The organism is Pseudomonas sp. R4-84 (assembly GCF_054130985.1).
In genome coordinates this window covers 4772948-4788207 of the sequence record NZ_CP096390.1, presented here as the reverse complement: position 1 = coordinate 4788207, position 15260 = coordinate 4772948, and the positions used below count along the sequence as shown (strand labels likewise).

Sequence of the window (15260 nt, the reverse complement as noted above, 5' to 3'; positions counted from 1 at the left end):
AAAGTATTGAGGGAGTCTATGGATGTCGAACAGTAAGCTGCGCGCGTTTCTGGCTGTGGCCCGTCAGGGGAGCTTCAGCGCGGGGGCACGATCACTTGGGCTTAGCCAACCGACGGTCACCACGCAGATACAGGCGTTGGAGCGCTTGCATAACCTGGAGTTGTTCCACCGCCGTGGGCGCCGCGCCGAGCTGTCGACGGTTGGCCGCCAACTGCTGCCTATCGCCCAGCAGTTGATGGCCCTTGAAGCCGAAGCGCATGGCTTATTGCGTGACTCCGGGACAATGGTCAGGGGACAGTTGCGACTGGGGGCGGTTGGCCCGTTTCACGTCATCGAAATGGTCGATGCTTATCGTCGCGAGTTCCCCCAGGTAGAGCTGTCGATCCGGGTGGGCAACTCGGCCTCGGTGTTGGCGGACTTGGAAAACTACGTGACAGACATCGGAGTCCTCGCAGGCCTGCATGAAGATCCGTCGTTCCACTCCACGCTCTATGCCCGGCACCGGGTAATCGTGTTTGCTCATCACCAGCATCCGCTGGCACAGCGCGATGTCGTACGCCTGGAAGAACTACAGGGGCAGCCGATGTTACGCCGCGAGCAAGGCTCGACGACACGCCTGGCATTTGAGCGGGCGCTGGCCGAACGGGACGTGACGCCGCGTATGGTCATGGAGATCGGTAGTCGAGAGGCACTACGGGAAGCAGTCGCCAGGGGAATCGGCCTGGGTGTTGTGTCCGAGGCCGAGTACATCCCAGGTGCAAACCTCAAAGCCATTTGTATCGAAGGGGATCCGGTGCATACAGAGACGTACCTTTACTGCCTCGCCGAACGCCGCAGCCAGGTCATCGAGACGTTCCTGGCCTGTGCAAACCAGGCCCGGCTCAAACGTCCTGACGGAGCTCAGTGACTCGTCACCTGAGGCGGATAGTTGGTGAATGCACGATCTGCGTGAAGTGCTATGGCGCTGGAGGCCGCGTATTTACTGGATCTGAAGCACAAAAAAAGACGTCCGTGGAGGTCTTTAATGAGCCGGGGTGAGCTGAATTGATTACCCAGTAAACTGATTTAGAAGGGTATTTTTTGTTTGAAGATGTACTTGGAATACCGTTTGGAATAACGCAAGGATCGCGTTGATGACGCGAGAGGACGGTAGGTGCCGAGTTGCCCTCCATTAACTCTCAATAGTAGCCACCCGGTGAGTCGGGTGAGCTTTTCAGATTTGGAGTACGTCTGTAAGCGTAAGCAAACGTGCCGTGAGCGTTTCCTGGCCGAGATGAATGAAATCAGCACCTTAGCCGTATTTCGATACTGGCTCGAAGCTATCCAACCGGTTAAGGTGTGGCATTGATCACATATACCTCACAGGGATGCGGCGAGCACGCCCTCCCTGCTTCTGTGTAAGGAACGTGCGCGTGAACCAGCAGACCCTGGCCCCCTTCATCTGGAATATCGCAGATCTGCTTCTGGGAGCCTTCAAGCCCTCCGAGTACGGCCGCATCATCCTTCCGTTCACCGTGCTGCGTCGTCTGGAATGTGTGTTGGAACCCACCCGCGGCAAGGTACGCAGCCAGTATGAGGCGATGAAGGCCAGTGGCGTGGACATGGACCTGATCTTGCCGACGACGGCTGGCGCAACCTTCTACAACGTCTCGCAGTTTTCCCTGGACAGCGTGGGCTCCACCAGCACCCGCGCCAACCTGGAAGACTACATCGCCAAGTTCTCCGCCAACGCCCGCCAGGTGTTCGAGCATTTCGCCTTTGACCGGTGGCTGGAGAAGCTGGAGAAAGCCAACCTGCTGTACCTGGTTACGCAGAAGTTTGCAGCAGTCGATTTGCACCCGGACAAGATTAGCAATCACGAAATGGGGCTAGTCTTCGAGCACCTGATCCGCAAGTTTGCCGAGTCATCCAACGATGATGCCGGGCAGTACTTTACCCCGCGCGATGTGGTGCGCCTGGCCACCACCCTGGTGTTTGCGCCGGATCATCAGGCACTCAACGGCGATGGTGTGGTGCGCACCGTTTACGACTGCGCCGCCGGCACGGGCGGCTTTCTGTCTTCGGCCATCGAGCAGGTCTACGAGTGGAACCCCAATGCCCGCCTGGTGCCCTACGCCCAGGAGCTAAACCCGGAAACCTACGCCATCTCTGTGGCGGACAAGCTGATCCAGGGCTACGACACCCGTAACATCAAGCTCGGCAACACCCTATCCGACGATCACCTGCGCCATGAGCAGTTCGACTACTGCCTGGCCAACCCGCCGTTCGGCGTGAAGTGGGAGAACGTCCAGAAGCAGGTGCAGGCCGAGCACAGCCAGCAAGGTTTCGCCGGCCGCTTCGGCGCCGGCCTGCCGCGCGTGGGTGATGGTTCGCTGCTGTTCCTCATGCACCTGCTGTCCAAGCGCAAACCGCTTGAGTTGGGCGGCAGCCGCATCGGCATCGTGCTGTCCGGCTCGCCGCTGTTCAACGGTGGCGCTGGTTCGGGCGAGTCGGAGATTCGCCGCTGGATTCTGGAGAACGACTGGCTGGAGGCAATCATCGCCCTGCCGACAGATCTGTTCTACAACACCGGTATTGGCACATATATCTGGGTGTTGTCCAACCACAAGGACGCCCTCCGCAAGGGCAAAGTGCAGTTGATTGACGCCACTGCCATGCACGCGCCGATGCGCAAGAGCCTGGGCAGCAAGCGAAAATACCTGTCGGACAAGCAGATCGCCGAAGTCGCCAAGCTTCACGACGCGTTTGAGGAGGGCCCGAATTCGAAGATCTTCGCCAACACGGACTTTGGCTACCGCCGCATCACCGTCGAGCGCCCACTGCGCCTGCGCTTCTCGGCCACCCCGGACAAGCTCGCCGCCTATCAGAGCACCAAGGGCGCTGATAAGAATGAAGCCTTTGCCGGCGTGCAGGGTGAATTCGACAGCCTGGCGGCCTTTCTCCAGGCCGCCGGTATCAAGAAGCTCGGCAAGGGCGCGTTGAAAGCCGCATTGGCCTGCTTCGGTGAGCGCGACGCCAATGCTCAGCCGGTGCTGGACGACAAGGGCAATCTGCAGGCCGACTCCGACCTGCGCGAGTTTGAAAACGTACCGCTCAGCCAGAGCATCGCCGGCTACTTCGCCCGCGAAGTGCTGCCCCATGTGCCGGATGCCTGGATCGATACCGGCAAGACGGATGCGAAGGACGGCCAGGTCGGCATCGTCGGCTACGAGATCAACTTCAACCGTTACTTCTACGTCTACCAGCCGCCGCGTGCGTTGGCCGAGATCGATGCTGACCTCAAGGCCGTAGAGGCCGAGATCGCCGCGTTGTTGGGGGAGGTAACAGCATGAGCCATTACAAGCCTTATCCGGCTTATAAGGACTCCGGGGTGGAGTGGTTGGGGCGGGTGCCGGATCATTGGGTCACGAAGAAGCTTCTTTATTGGATTTCAGGCTACGGTAGTGGCACTACGCCTTCTAGTGAGAATGAGTACTCTACTGAGGGACTCCCTTGGGTTACAACCGGAGAGCTCAGGGAGAACGCCGTGTTTACTACCGAGAAACGCGTCACTCATGATGCGCTCAAAAACAACTCGGCGCTGAAGCTCCATCCGGCAGGCTCGCTGGTGATCGCTATGTATGGCGCGACAGTTGGACGGCTTGGTGTACTAGGGGTTGAGGCCACCTTGAATCAGGCATGCTTCGCCATTCACCCTAGTGAGAGTGTGCTGACTTCCTTCCTGCGTAATTGGTTTGAGGGATTTCGGACTGAGCTAGTAGGTCTGGCTACTGGTGCAGGTCAGCCAAACATAAGCGGCGATAAGATCCGTAACCTATTAATTCCGTGCCCCCAGGAGCTATCGGAGCAAGCGGCAATAATTACTCACCTTGACCACGAAACCGTCCGCATCGATGCGCTGATTGAAAAGAAAACCCGCTTTATCGAACTGCTGTCCGAAAAGCGCCAAGCCCTGATCACCCATGCCGTCACCAAGGGCCTCGACCCCAACGTTAGGATGAAAGACTCAGGTGTTGAGTGGCTGGGAGAGGTGCCCGAGCATTGGAAAATGCTCCCCCTCAAACGGCTGATAAGCAGTATTGGCCAAGGGTGGAGTCCCGAGTGCGAAGCTCGTATTCCAGAAGAGGGGGAATGGGGCGTTGTGAAGGTAGGTTGTGTGAATGGCGGCGTATTCCGCCCCGAAGAAAGCAAAGCGCTACCTACCCAAATGGAGCCACGGCCAGAGCTCAGCCTGAGGGCAGGCGATGTTTTGATCTCACGCGCTAACACTCGGGAGCTAGTCGGCAGTTGTGCTGTCGTTCCTCATGACTACCCGTACCTTATGCTGTGCGACAAGCTCTACCGGGTTGGATGCAGTGAACGTGTAACGCCGGACTTTCTTGCCGCGTTAGTCACTGTGTATGGGCGCAGAGCCGTGGAGATTGAGGCCACTGGGGCTAGCTCATCCATGGTCAATATTGCCCAGTCTGTCATTCTGGACTTGCTTGTCGCAGTTCCCGACGCGGATGAACAGGTTGAAATCATCAGCCGGGTCTTGGCAGCTACGACGCGGATAGAACATCTGCGTGAAAAAACCGAGCGTAGCATCAAACTGCTGAAAGAGCGCCGCTCAGCCCTAATCACCGCGGCTGTCACAGGCCAGATCGACCTGAGGGAGACCGTATGAGCCAGGGCCGCAGCCTGCGTCTATTTCTGGTGGATGGCACGCCCAACGGCCTGCTCACCGCCGAGATAATGAACTGGACCGGCCATGTGCTGACGGGCCCACGCTCCAAATTGGCCGAGCTGGTGCAGCGTCCCGAATGCGCACGCACCGGCGTGTACTTTCTTGTCGGCCCCGACCCGGACGACAGCCTGCGTACGCGGGTGTATATCGGGGAGTCTGATGATGTGGCCCAGCGTCTGAAGCAACATAACCGTCCGCAAGAGCAGGGTGGCAAGGACTTCTGGGAGCGTGTGTGTCTGATTACCAGCAAGGACCAGAACCTGACCAAGGCTCATGCTAAATACTTGGAGAGCCAACTTATCCAGATCGCCAGTCAAGCTGGTCGTTGTGTAGTAGGCAATGGCACAGCGCATAGCTACACCAACTTGCCTGAGTCGGATCGTGCTGACATGGCGTTTTTTCTCGAACAGATCCGCATCGTGCTTCCTGTGCTGGGCTTCGAATTTCTGCGCGAGCTGATCAAACCCTCCAAGCTTGTTACGGCACCAGTCGAGCAACCGATTAGTCAGTCCCCACGTTTTGCATTACAACTCCCAAAGAGCAAGGAGCGCGCGCAAGCGCAAGAGGTTGATGGTGATTTCTTTGTATTGAAAGGGTCTCGAGCTCGAGCTCAGTGGGTAGGAACGGCGGATCACAACTATCGTAACCTTTACCAGCAGTTAGTGAGTGACGGTGTCATGATCAGTGACGGAAGTGAGTACCTAATGTTCAAGGACGACTATGCCTTCAGCAGCCCAAGTGCCGCAGCAGCAGTTGTGTATGGTCGTGCAGCCAGTGGTCGAACCTCTTGGTTGGTCGAGGGTAGTGGCGAAACTTATGCCGCCTGGCAGGACCGCCAACTGAGTGATATTGGAATAAAGCCCGATAATGAGTTGCTTAGTGAATAAGATCGAGCAGCCGCAGCGGTTGAACCTGAGCTGCGGGAACATCGGCACGATTGACCTTCCGCTGCGCGATACTTCCCATCTTGCCCAAGGACAGGATGCTTAGACCTGCTGTTCCTCTACGTGGAGCAAGAACGGCGTGCTATCAGCGTGCCGGCATGATTAGCGGCATCTACGACGGCGGCGAGTGGGTGTGCCACAGCTGTATCACAGGCTTCGCTCGATAAGCATTATTTGATGGGCCGTTCCCAGGGAAGGCCGCGACGTTGAAGGACGAAACGATGAGTCATATCCACCACGAGTGTGAATTGGAACGCCATATCGTCGAGCAGCTTGAAACTGCCGGCTGGCTGGTGGGTAAGTCTGCAGACTATGACCAAGGGCGGGCGCTAGTCCCTGACGATGTGCTGGGTTGGCTGGAGGACAGTCAGCCGCAGGCTATGGCTAAGATCCTAGCAATGAATGGTGTAGGCGCGCGCGATTTGGTGCTGGACCGACTGGTCAGGCAACTGGAGAACAAGGTCGAAGGCGGCACCGTGAATGTGCTGCGTTACGGCTTTGCCGTGGCCGGCGGCGGAACCTTAGCCATGAGCCAGACGCTGCCCGAAGATGAGCGCAACGACACGGTGACTGTCCGCTATGCGGCGAACCGTCTGCGTGTAGTGCCGCAGCTGCGTTACTCGTTGGACAAAGCCGACGAGATCGATCTGGCATTCTTCATCAACGGCATTCCGGTTGCCACGGTGGAGTTGAAGACCGACTTCACCCAGTCAGTTGACGCCGCCATGCAGCAGTACTGCATGGACCGCCGACCTGAGCGCAAGAGCGGTGGCCTGGAGCCGCTGCTCACTTTCAAGCGTGGTGCGGTGGTGCATTTCGCCATGAGCGATAGCGACATACGCATGACCTCCAAGCTGGCCGGCGACTCGACCTTCTTCCTGCCATTCAACCGGGGCAACGATGGCGCCGCCGGCAACCCACCGGGTGACAACGGTAGCTACCCGGTGAGCTACTTCTGGGAGCGGGTGCTGCAAAAGGACAACTGGCTGCACATCTTCCACCGCTTCGTGCTGCAGGAGCGTAAGGAGGCCCAGGACGTCAACGGCAAAACCTACTTCAAGGAGGGCCTGATCTTCCCGCGCTTCCATCAGTGGGAAGGCGTGACCAGGATGATCGACGCGGTGCGGGTAGAAGGGGCAGGGCAACCGTACCTGATCCAGCACAGCGCCGGCTCGGGCAAGACCAATACCATCGCCTGGACCGCGCATTCGCTGATTCGTGTGCGCCGTCCGGATGGTGAGCCGTATTTCCACAGTGTGATAGTGGTGACCGACCGCCAAGTGCTGGACCAGCAGTTGCAGGATGCCATCCAGCAGATCGAGCACCAGGCCGGCGTGGTATGCGCCATAGACCGCCAACAGTCGAATCTGCCCAAGAGCCAGCAGTTGGCCAAGGCCATGCTCGATGGTGTGCCGATTATCGTCTGTACCCTACAGACGTTCCCCTATGCGCAGAAGGCCATCCTCGGCGAGCAGAGCCTGCGCGATCGGCGTTTCGCTATCATCATCGACGAGGCGCACAGCTCCACCGGGGGCAGCACGGCGGATGACCTACGCTATGTACTGACCGGGCAGAGCGAGGCGGAGTGGGAAAAACTCTCCAAGGCGGAGCGGTTGTCCGTGTGGCAGAGCTCGCGCTCGCGCCCAGGCAATGCCAGCTACTTCGCCTTCACCGCCACGCCCAAGCATTCGACGCTGAGCCTGTTCGGCCGCCCGCGCAATCCGGCGCAGCCCGTCAGCACCGACAACCCGCCGGCACCGTTCCACCTCTACACCATGCAGCAGGCGATCGACGAAGGCTTCATCCTCGATGTGCTGAAGAACTACACCAGCTACGAGGTGGCGTTCAAAATTGGCAGCGAGATGGTCGATGACAAGCGCGTGGACGAGAAGAGCGCCGGGCGCAAACTGGCCAAATGGCTGTCGCTAAACCCGGTGAATGTGGGACAGAAGGTCGAGCTGATCGTCGAGCACTTCCGCAAGAACGTCGCGCACCTGCTCGGTGGCCAGGCCAAGGCCATGGTGGTGACCAGCTCGCGTGCTGCAGCGGTGAAGTACCACCTGGCGCTGGAGGACTACTGCAAGCGCAAGGGCTATGACAACGTGCTGGCGATGGTGGCCTTCTCAGGTGAGGTGCCTAATACGGATGTGGAAGCGGCCAGCCTGCCCAAGGATCACCAATTCAGTGAAACCAACCTGAACCCCGGCCTGCATGGCCGCGATATGCGCAAGGTGTTCGACACTCTGGACTACCGGGTGATGATCGTCGCCAACAAGTACCAGACCGGCTTCGACCAGCCCAAGCTGGTTGCCATGTACCTGGACAAAAAAATATCCGGTGTGGAGGCCGTGCAGACCCTCTCGCGTCTGAACCGTACCTTCCCCGGGAAGGACAAGACGTTCGTCATCGACTTCGCTAACAAGGCCGACGAGATACTAGCGTCATTCAAGACCTTCTATCGTGATGCCCAGGTGGCGGACATCCAGGATCCGAACATCGTCTATGACATCAAGCAGCGCTTGGATGGCATGTTCATCTATGAGCAGGCTGAGGTGGAGGCTTTCGGTGATGCCATCGTCGATCCGAAGGTGACGCACCAGAAGCTGTTCTCGCTTACTCAGTCAGCCACCGACCGCTTCAACGGAAAGTTGAAGACGCTCAACGATGCCATCGACCAGTGGGAAAAAGCCTGGGAGAAGGCCCATGACGAGGGCTGCGACAATGACATGGAGTACGCCGACGTGCAGCGTGCGGAGTACTGCAAGGCGCGGGACGAGCTGATGATCTTCAGCGAGAGCCTGACCAAATTCGTTCGCAGCTATGAGTACATCGCCCAGTTGATCGACTTCGGCGACCCCAGCCTGGAGGCCTTTGCCAGCTATGCACGTCTGCTGCGTAAACGGCTCAAAGGCATCACTGCCGAACAGGTGGATCTGGGTGACCTCAAGCTCAGCCACTACAAGATCAAGAAGGGCAGCAACCTCAGTGGCGTCGCCGTGCTGGGTGAAACACCTGGTCTCTATGGTATGACCGATAACGGCCTGCGCGACGCCCGCGACCGCGAGAAAAAATACCTTGCCGAGCTGATTGAGAAGCTCAACAACTCCTTCGGCAAGGACATTACCGACACTGACCAGGTGGCCTTCGCGGTGCACGTTTCCGAGAAGCTGCGCGCTGACCGCGTGGTGATGGCCCAAGTGCAGAACAACACGATGGAACAGACCATGAAGGCGGACCTGCCTTCAAAAGCCATCTCTGCCATCGCTGCCGCCATGAGCAGCCACACTAGTATGGCGACCAAGCTGCTCAGCGATGAATCGACACGCGAGGTGTTCCTGACGGTGGTGTACGAGCTGTTAAAGAAAGATCCTGGGGCAGAGCTCTTTGACCTAGCGAGGCCGAGTAAGTAGAGATCGGCTAGTCCTCAACCTTGAGGGGCAAGCGGCTTTGAAAGCTATTTGCTGTCGAATCGCTGGACGCCCCTCTGGATTAGGTAGGGTGCATTTCATCTCGTAAGGCTTGTCTCTTCATGCTGACCTTTTTGCGTACAAAAATGCAGAATGCATCAATACTGCATTGACGGCTCACTGGCATTCCCTTAGCATGGCCTCCAAGTCGACTGCAGTATGATTGCATTCTGCGATTGCAACGGATCGAATTGACTATTGGCAGACACGCAAGGAGATAGAATGAAACGAAAACGATTGAAATTAGCACCCCCGACGTATCTTTCCCTTGTGGTCTACCTTGCTCTCAGCCCCAATATCGAGGTCGGCTTCAATCGTTCGTGGCAGGTACATTCTGATGGCAGTGAAATTAGAAACCTGCAAGTAGATATAAAAAAATTTGAACATGGGAAGTTAATCAATGGTGGCGAAAAAAATACTCTCTCACATCGCTGATGTCTCATTAGGTCAGACTTTTCGGGAGCGGGCGGAGACAGACAGCCCCGAAAGCGGCGTTAGGTTGATTCAGATAAAGGACGTCCGGGAGGGGGAAATGAATGATATAAATTCCCTCCCTTATGCTGATATCGAGCCCTCTAAATTGAAGGTTAAGCTCCTGGTCGGAGATTTGCTATTGCCGCTGAGAGGTATGCGAACTGAAGCCATGGTGTTTAGAGGGGAGAGCGGTAATGTCACCACAACAAACCAAGTCGCCATAATTCGCCCGAGGCTGGATGGAGGGGTGAGTTTGGATTACCTCCATTGGTTTTTTAATTCAGCTAAGGGTAGTGTTTTACTTGAGTCCATACGAACCTCCGCAAGCATACCCAATATAAGTGTTAAGAATTTACTTGAAATATCGGTGCCAGTTCCAAGCCCGAAAAGGCAAAAGCAAATCGTTGATATTTATCATAATTGGTGTGCGCAGAGGGATACGTTGCGTAAGTTGATTTTTAATGGAGAGAATATGGTGGCAAGTGCTGCGCACGAAATATTGGGTGGAGACTGATAGGTATGGGTATTTCGTTTTTTGGTTTGAAAGCGTTTGTGCTGGAAAGTATTGAGCGTATGCGCTTGAGCGGAACGGATCTGGATGCAGTAAAGGTTTTGCTGCTCTTTATGGTCTGCAAAAAAGCGCTTGATGAGGAACGGAGTATTCAAGCGAAAGAGGGCTTGGTTAAAGACTCAGATATGGATGAGTTGAGCGATGTGGAGTCGTTGGCATCGGTTATTGCGCGGATAGTTGAGAGTAAATCAAGTTCGTTTTTCTCAGACTCCATTCTAAATATTTGGGGTGAAATACATCCTGTCCTCAGCTCTGATATGTCGGAGAGGAGTGAGTTGGTTAGGCTCTGGGATGAGTTTAGGTGTTTTTCTTTTGATGAGTGTAATCACGAAGGTGGGTTGGCCGCATTTTTTGAGTGGTTTTTGGTAGAGTTGGCTGAGCGAAATTCTAATAAGGGAGGGTATTTCTTTACTCCTGACGGAATAGTAAGTTTGATGGTCCAGCTTCTCGATCCTAAAAGTGGAGAAAAGCTATATGACCCGGTATGTGGCTCCGGAGAGTTTTTGATAGGCGCTATCAATAAAGTCAAGGAGTCATCGGAAAGGAATTGGCTGTATGTTTTAGGGCAGGAAAGGTCTGCTGAGACAGCTTTTATAGCAATGGCAAATGCTTATGTCCACGGAGTTAGTGTGGATAGTATAGAAGTTTGTGATGCGCTAGCCCGTATGGATTATGAAGAGAAAATTTACGGAAGGTTTGACTTGGCTCTTGCAAATCCGCCTTTTTCGCTTCGTCATTGGGATGGCGAAAGATCCGTTGACTTTCTGCGCTATGGGTTGCCTCCTCAAGCTAATGCGGATTTTGCATTTATCCAGAATGTCCTTTTCAGTTTGAATGAGAATGGTCGAGCAGCAATGGTTGTGCCTATGGGGGTTTTATTCAGAGGGGGAGTAGAGAGGGAGATCAGAAGGAAGATGCTGTTAGAGAATAATCTGGATGCCATTATTTCAATTCCTCCAATGTCATTTTATGGTACTGCCGTACCGGCGAATATCTTGATAATGAGGAAGTCTTCGGTCTTCAGTGATGTACTATTTATTGATGGATCAAGTTTTTTTTCGAGAAGTCAACGCCTGAATCGTCTGGGGAAAGATGCGATAGAAAAAGTTTCAAGATTGTATGCAGAGCGAAAAAATATTAATGGTCTTGCTTGTTGCGTTCCTGTTAAGGATTTGGAAGGGAGTGACTGGAATTTGACGGTTTCTAGATATGTTGCCCCTCCTGCTGTAGAGGAAGTAGAGTCTATGGCTACACTATTGGAGCGACAAGAGAAATTGCAGTTCGAACTAAGCCTATTGCAGCAAGAGATGAGATTGCTGTTGAGTCGGGACAATATTGATTAGTTTAAATCGTGGGTTTCTGGCTTGCAGCGCGGTGGTTGAGCCGAGGAGAACTTTACTGGCCCGACGTTTGCCGTGGGTTTAAAGTGGCAATTTATAGCAAGCAACTTGAAACTTTGGTTTCAGGTAATAATCTGAAGAGAGCAATTGCGGATCTGTCGCGGTGTGCTTGCCCTGCAGACCTGCTGCTCTACCCTATCTCTACTCTTCTCCTTCGTCTTGCTCGTTGGCAGGTTTGGCTATGATCTCCAGCGCGACGGGAATATCGAGCTGATCAATGCGGTCCACGGCTGCCTGAAGACTCACCTTGCTGAAAAAAGGCAGATCGAGTTCACCATTCTTGTAGGGTTTGCGCATTACGCCATAGACGACGGTGTAGTCGGCTCGGACGACCCGACCATTGATTGCAGGCAAGAGGCGTACAGCCTCGTTACGAAGCTCTCGCACTACGCTGCGAAGCTTCTTGCGAAAATCTGCATCGCTCACAAGCGCCTCCGCGCTCACCACACCTTGTGACCAAAGGTGGCTTATTGGCCCCGAAGAGTGGCCGTCCTTCAGATGGATAAACTGTTTATCGCTGGACAGAAAATCGCACGGTTCGATGTTGGCATAGCGTACCCCCAGCGGATTGATTTTTACCTGATCCAGGCATAGTAGGTCTTCACGATGCTCAACGAGATTTGCAATGAGCTCTCGCTCATTCCGACACTCGGTCGGCCCTATGATATCTACCCGAGGGATAGCCTGGAAACGAGCTTCGACCTGTCGTTTGAAATTGCGGTCTACGCTGTACCAGTGCCCAGCGAAAAGCACATAGCTGCGATCCTCATCATCCGCTCTGAGGTTGGTTTCGAAGGTAAAGCAGTGGTATACCCGCCACTGCTCCTTGAACACCTCAGCATCTGGGGCCTTGGCTTTGATGTAGTGGCGCTCGCGGATGTCATCAATCGTACCATCGAACTCACAGCGATTTAGTTCCGCCACATAGTCTTCGATCGACAGGCTGTGAAAATCTGTACCACTGCTGCCGAAGCCGTTGTAATGAAGGAGACAGCCTTCCTCATAGTCAACAATCTCTGGGGGGGCCATATGGAGCTCACTCTCATCCCCTGCTCGCAATGAGTTAATTGCCTCGAACAAGTGGCCGTCGAGGGTAGCGAGAGTCTCCTTTATCCGCACAACCTGCATGTTGTCGATCCACGGGAATCGCTGCTTGTACGTATCGCTTCGATAGACAGCCAGTACCTGCTCGCACTTATCCGCCAGAGTCTCTGACGTTAGTTTGCACGTAATCGAAAGAGTGTCACGGCCGGCTGCAAATCTTGCGAAGGACACATCACTGGGAGTACCACCCGCTACACGCGCGAGGTCTCTTAGAACATCTACTCCAAAGTCCTGCAAATCACTGTCTTTGCTAGCCTGCACTCGCTTCTGGAATGTGACGGCATCTGGTGTCGCCAGGTCCAGCGTCCGCAGTCCATCACGCGGCACTGAGTTAAGCGTGACCTTAAGGCCAAACTGGCGTTCGAATGCTTCGTCATTAAGAGCAAAATGAATATGCCCGAAGCAGATGGCGAAAATGCGGTCATCTGTAGGCAAAAACAGGACGCCTCCGGCACCGCTAGCAATCAGGTTCTCAGGCTGAGGCCCAGCTTGCTCTTCCAAGAACCCGAGCCAGCTTGGACGGCTCGTGAATAGTTGGCCCACAAACAGCTCGCCACCTTCCACTAACGGCCAGTCGCTACGCCTGAGCTGGACTCTTCCAGTACCGGGCGAATACTCGTCCTTGAACGCCTCCGCAATATCAAACTCCTCGCGTAGGAGCCGAATTGATAACGTCCTGACTTTTTCCACGTTAGGCAAAGCACTATTCCTTGTGTGTCAGCCAATGTCAGAGAACCAATTTAGCGTAGCAATAGGCCATCAAGCTGTCCAATCTACGTCGCGACTGTTCAATTCCGTGTCGAGTATCCATTCAGTCAGTATTGGCTTGGCCTTCCTAGCGAAGTTAAAGCTAGTTTGACCTTCGGAGCAGAACTTAAATCGCTTCATCCACGCATCTCGGTGACGGCTCCTGGCCGATTCTGGCCGCCGCTCGCAGCGGAGGCCCTATTTCTTTTCAAAGATCGAAAACCCATGACGTTTCTAGGCGTCGACTGATCAGTCGAACAGTGAGCAGATAGTAATATCGTGTGCCCTCACCGCGATGTTTCAGGCTATGTTTGAGAAACCAAGCTAGATGCTTCCGTTTCCATTCCCAAGGCGACTCGCGCTGCCATCGCTGTACGATTGCAGCCTGGATAATCTTCGCTTGGCGCAAGTGTCGCTGCCGCGTCGCGTGAGACCCAGTCAGCGCGGCAGCCAAGAACACCTCCATATCAAACGCCTTGGTCATACCCGTCCCCCGATGTAGGCAGCGACTACCTCAATCCGGCCATGCCCTAGCTCATAGCTGATCTGTATGCGAGCCTCACGGTCGAGGCGCGGATCGATGGCATAGCAATGACCACCATTAATCGGTGCAGGATGCTGGGTAATCTGCTCGTAGCGCTCACAGGCATACGCCGCGCGCAACTCATGAAATCCTTTCAGGGCGTTTTTATGCAGGACGTCCCGCGATGCCCCGGCTACTCGTTGCAACACGTTCGCATAGCTCTCGCTTGGCGCGATCATGTTACGGCTACCTTTCGGCGACACCTTTGCCGCAAACCTCAGTGCATCCCGAATATGTTGATCCACTGCAATCCATCGTGGGGCAGATGCACCACCTCGGCCGCCTTTCGTGCCCTCCTGGATAATGATCTTGCCGAGCCTGTCAGCCTCACGGATCAATCTGGGCAAATCAGCCAATATTGTTTCGCGCAACCGCATCCCAGTGGCACGTGCCATCTGAATCATCGCCCCCGCGCGTAGCTGTTCACGATTACAAAGCACATCGACAATCTGCTGCACCTGCGCGCGATCCTGCCCTTGCGGCACTGACTGGCGAACCCTGGTGCGCTGCATACCCAACGCCTTGCTCGGGCTTGGTAACTTCACGTACTGATCACCGCGAAGCGCCGCCATGGTCCTGTTAACGCTGGATAGCCGGTTTTGTGCGGTACTGACGGCGAGGTCACCGCGCCCAACCACGTCGCGTAGATACGCCGCATAGTCGGCCAACACCTTCCGATCAATCTGCCGCGCATCATTGATACCGGGCCCCTGTTCGGAGTGGCACCACTTCACGAATGCCAGCCACCGATCACAGTGCGCTTTAACCGTGCCGTAGTGGCCACAGCCGAACATATCTTTCAGCGCCTGCGGTCCTGCATAGCTCAACTGCCTGCCGTAACCGAAATTACGACCATCGCGCCTACCCACTAATGCCATGTCGGTCACCTCACTTTTCGTTCTCCCGTCCTCGCCCCACGTCTTCCCGCCAAGAATGCTGAGTGTTATCAGGGATCAAGGCCCCTGCGACCTGTGGGGGGTGTCCACTACGCGGGACTGGCGGCTCCTTACGACCGGGAGCAAGGGCATCTCATGATCTGGCCTCCTGAGCACCGATACCGGTGGGCGGGTGGAGGCTGCACTGGCTGACGAGACCGGTGCCGCGAGATCCTGAGCCGGGTGGAAGCAGTAATGCGATGACCGGGGCATGCCTGACTGTCAGTCAGGTGCAGTCCATTTCCTGGTCTGCGGCGCCATCATCTACATCGCTGTTGCTGGTGACATCAGCGTTTGTCACGCCGATTG

Annotated in this window: 11 protein-coding genes and 1 pseudogene; 9 read left to right on the top strand and 3 right to left on the bottom strand. The window is 55.4% G+C overall.

The genetic code is table 11. From position 1 onward, the window contains the following. Positions 1 to 22 precede the first annotated feature (22 nt). The 9 genes and pseudogenes from M1D68_RS21825 to M1D68_RS21785 all read left to right on the top strand — a co-directional run bounded on the left by M1D68_RS21825 (position 23) and on the right by M1D68_RS21785 (position 11525). On the top strand, positions 23 to 907 hold the full coding sequence (locus tag M1D68_RS21825) for a LysR substrate-binding domain-containing protein (RefSeq protein ID WP_457968312.1): 885 nt from the start codon (positions 23 to 25) through the stop codon (positions 905 to 907). Between the two features lie 288 nt (positions 908 to 1195). Continuing rightward, a pseudogene (locus M1D68_RS21820) lies at positions 1196 to 1330 on the top strand (IS5/IS1182 family transposase); the annotation flags it as partial. 82 nt (positions 1331 to 1412) lie between these two features. Next, on the top strand, positions 1413 to 3332 hold the full coding sequence (locus M1D68_RS21815; RefSeq protein WP_457968310.1) for a type I restriction-modification system subunit M: 1920 nt from the start codon (positions 1413 to 1415) through the stop codon (positions 3330 to 3332). Continuing rightward, entirely contained in the window at positions 3329 to 4666 is a 1338-nt protein-coding gene (locus M1D68_RS21810; RefSeq protein ID WP_457968309.1) for a restriction endonuclease subunit S, read from the top strand. The genes M1D68_RS21815 and M1D68_RS21810 overlap by 4 nt, the downstream gene beginning before the upstream one ends. After that, positions 4663 to 5613: a GIY-YIG nuclease family protein gene (locus M1D68_RS21805; RefSeq protein WP_457968307.1), complete on the top strand. Its 951-nt coding sequence runs from the start codon at positions 4663 to 4665 to the stop codon at positions 5611 to 5613. The genes M1D68_RS21810 and M1D68_RS21805 overlap by 4 nt, the downstream gene beginning before the upstream one ends. Before the next feature lie 278 nt (positions 5614 to 5891). After that, entirely contained in the window at positions 5892 to 9080 is a 3189-nt protein-coding gene (locus M1D68_RS21800) for a type I restriction endonuclease subunit R (protein WP_457968305.1), read from the top strand. Between the two features lie 279 nt (positions 9081 to 9359). Beyond that, on the top strand, positions 9360 to 9572 hold the full coding sequence (locus M1D68_RS21795; RefSeq protein ID WP_457968303.1) for a hypothetical protein: 213 nt from the start codon (positions 9360 to 9362) through the stop codon (positions 9570 to 9572). Between the two features lie 97 nt (positions 9573 to 9669). Continuing rightward, positions 9670 to 10125 carry a restriction endonuclease subunit S gene (locus tag M1D68_RS21790; protein ID WP_457968302.1) on the top strand — a complete coding sequence of 152 codons (456 nt, stop codon included), beginning with the start codon at positions 9670 to 9672 and terminating at the stop codon, positions 10123 to 10125. Positions 10126 to 10130: 5 nt separating this feature from the next. After that, the gene (locus tag M1D68_RS21785; RefSeq protein ID WP_457968300.1) at positions 10131 to 11525 is read left to right on the top strand and encodes an N-6 DNA methylase; all 1395 of its coding nucleotides are present in this window, start codon (positions 10131 to 10133) and stop codon (positions 11523 to 11525) included. Positions 11526 to 11723: 198 nt separating this feature from the next. On the opposite strand, the gene M1D68_RS21780 is transcribed toward M1D68_RS21785, so the two are convergent. From M1D68_RS21780 to M1D68_RS21770, 3 genes are all read right to left on the bottom strand, one after another. Beyond that, on the bottom strand, positions 11724 to 13376 hold the full coding sequence (locus M1D68_RS21780) for a DUF6119 family protein (RefSeq protein ID WP_239692738.1): 1653 nt from the start codon (positions 13374 to 13376) through the stop codon (positions 11724 to 11726). Positions 13377 to 13641: 265 nt separating this feature from the next. After that, positions 13642 to 13917, bottom strand: coding sequence for a hypothetical protein (locus M1D68_RS21775; protein ID WP_457968298.1), 276 nt, complete (start codon positions 13915 to 13917; stop codon positions 13642 to 13644). After that, on the bottom strand, positions 13914 to 14894 hold the full coding sequence (locus M1D68_RS21770; RefSeq protein WP_457968296.1) for an integrase domain-containing protein: 981 nt from the start codon (positions 14892 to 14894) through the stop codon (positions 13914 to 13916). Before M1D68_RS21770 ends, M1D68_RS21775 begins: the two co-directional genes overlap by 4 nt. Positions 14895 to 15260: the final 366 nt, after the last annotated feature.

Excerpts from the sequence above, each read along its gene's own strand:
- M1D68_RS21805 (WP_457968307.1), top strand. The coding sequence starts at position 4,663 with ATGAGCCAGGGCCGCAGCCTGCGTCTATTTCTGGTGGATGGCACGCCC.
- M1D68_RS21800 (WP_457968305.1), top strand. The coding sequence starts at position 5,892 with ATGAGTCATATCCACCACGAGTGTGAATTGGAACGCCATATCGTCGAG.
- M1D68_RS21785 (WP_457968300.1), top strand. The coding sequence starts at position 10,131 with ATGGGTATTTCGTTTTTTGGTTTGAAAGCGTTTGTGCTGGAAAGTATT.
- M1D68_RS21790 (WP_457968302.1), top strand. The coding sequence starts at position 9,670 with ATGAATGATATAAATTCCCTCCCTTATGCTGATATCGAGCCCTCTAAA.
- M1D68_RS21770 (WP_457968296.1), bottom strand. The coding sequence starts at position 14,894 with ATGGCATTAGTGGGTAGGCGCGATGGTCGTAATTTCGGTTACGGCAGG.
- M1D68_RS21825 (WP_457968312.1), top strand. The coding sequence starts at position 23 with ATGTCGAACAGTAAGCTGCGCGCGTTTCTGGCTGTGGCCCGTCAGGGG.
- M1D68_RS21810 (WP_457968309.1), top strand. The coding sequence starts at position 3,329 with ATGAGCCATTACAAGCCTTATCCGGCTTATAAGGACTCCGGGGTGGAG.
- M1D68_RS21795 (WP_457968303.1), top strand. The coding sequence starts at position 9,360 with ATGAAACGAAAACGATTGAAATTAGCACCCCCGACGTATCTTTCCCTT.
- M1D68_RS21775 (WP_457968298.1), bottom strand. The coding sequence starts at position 13,917 with ATGACCAAGGCGTTTGATATGGAGGTGTTCTTGGCTGCCGCGCTGACT.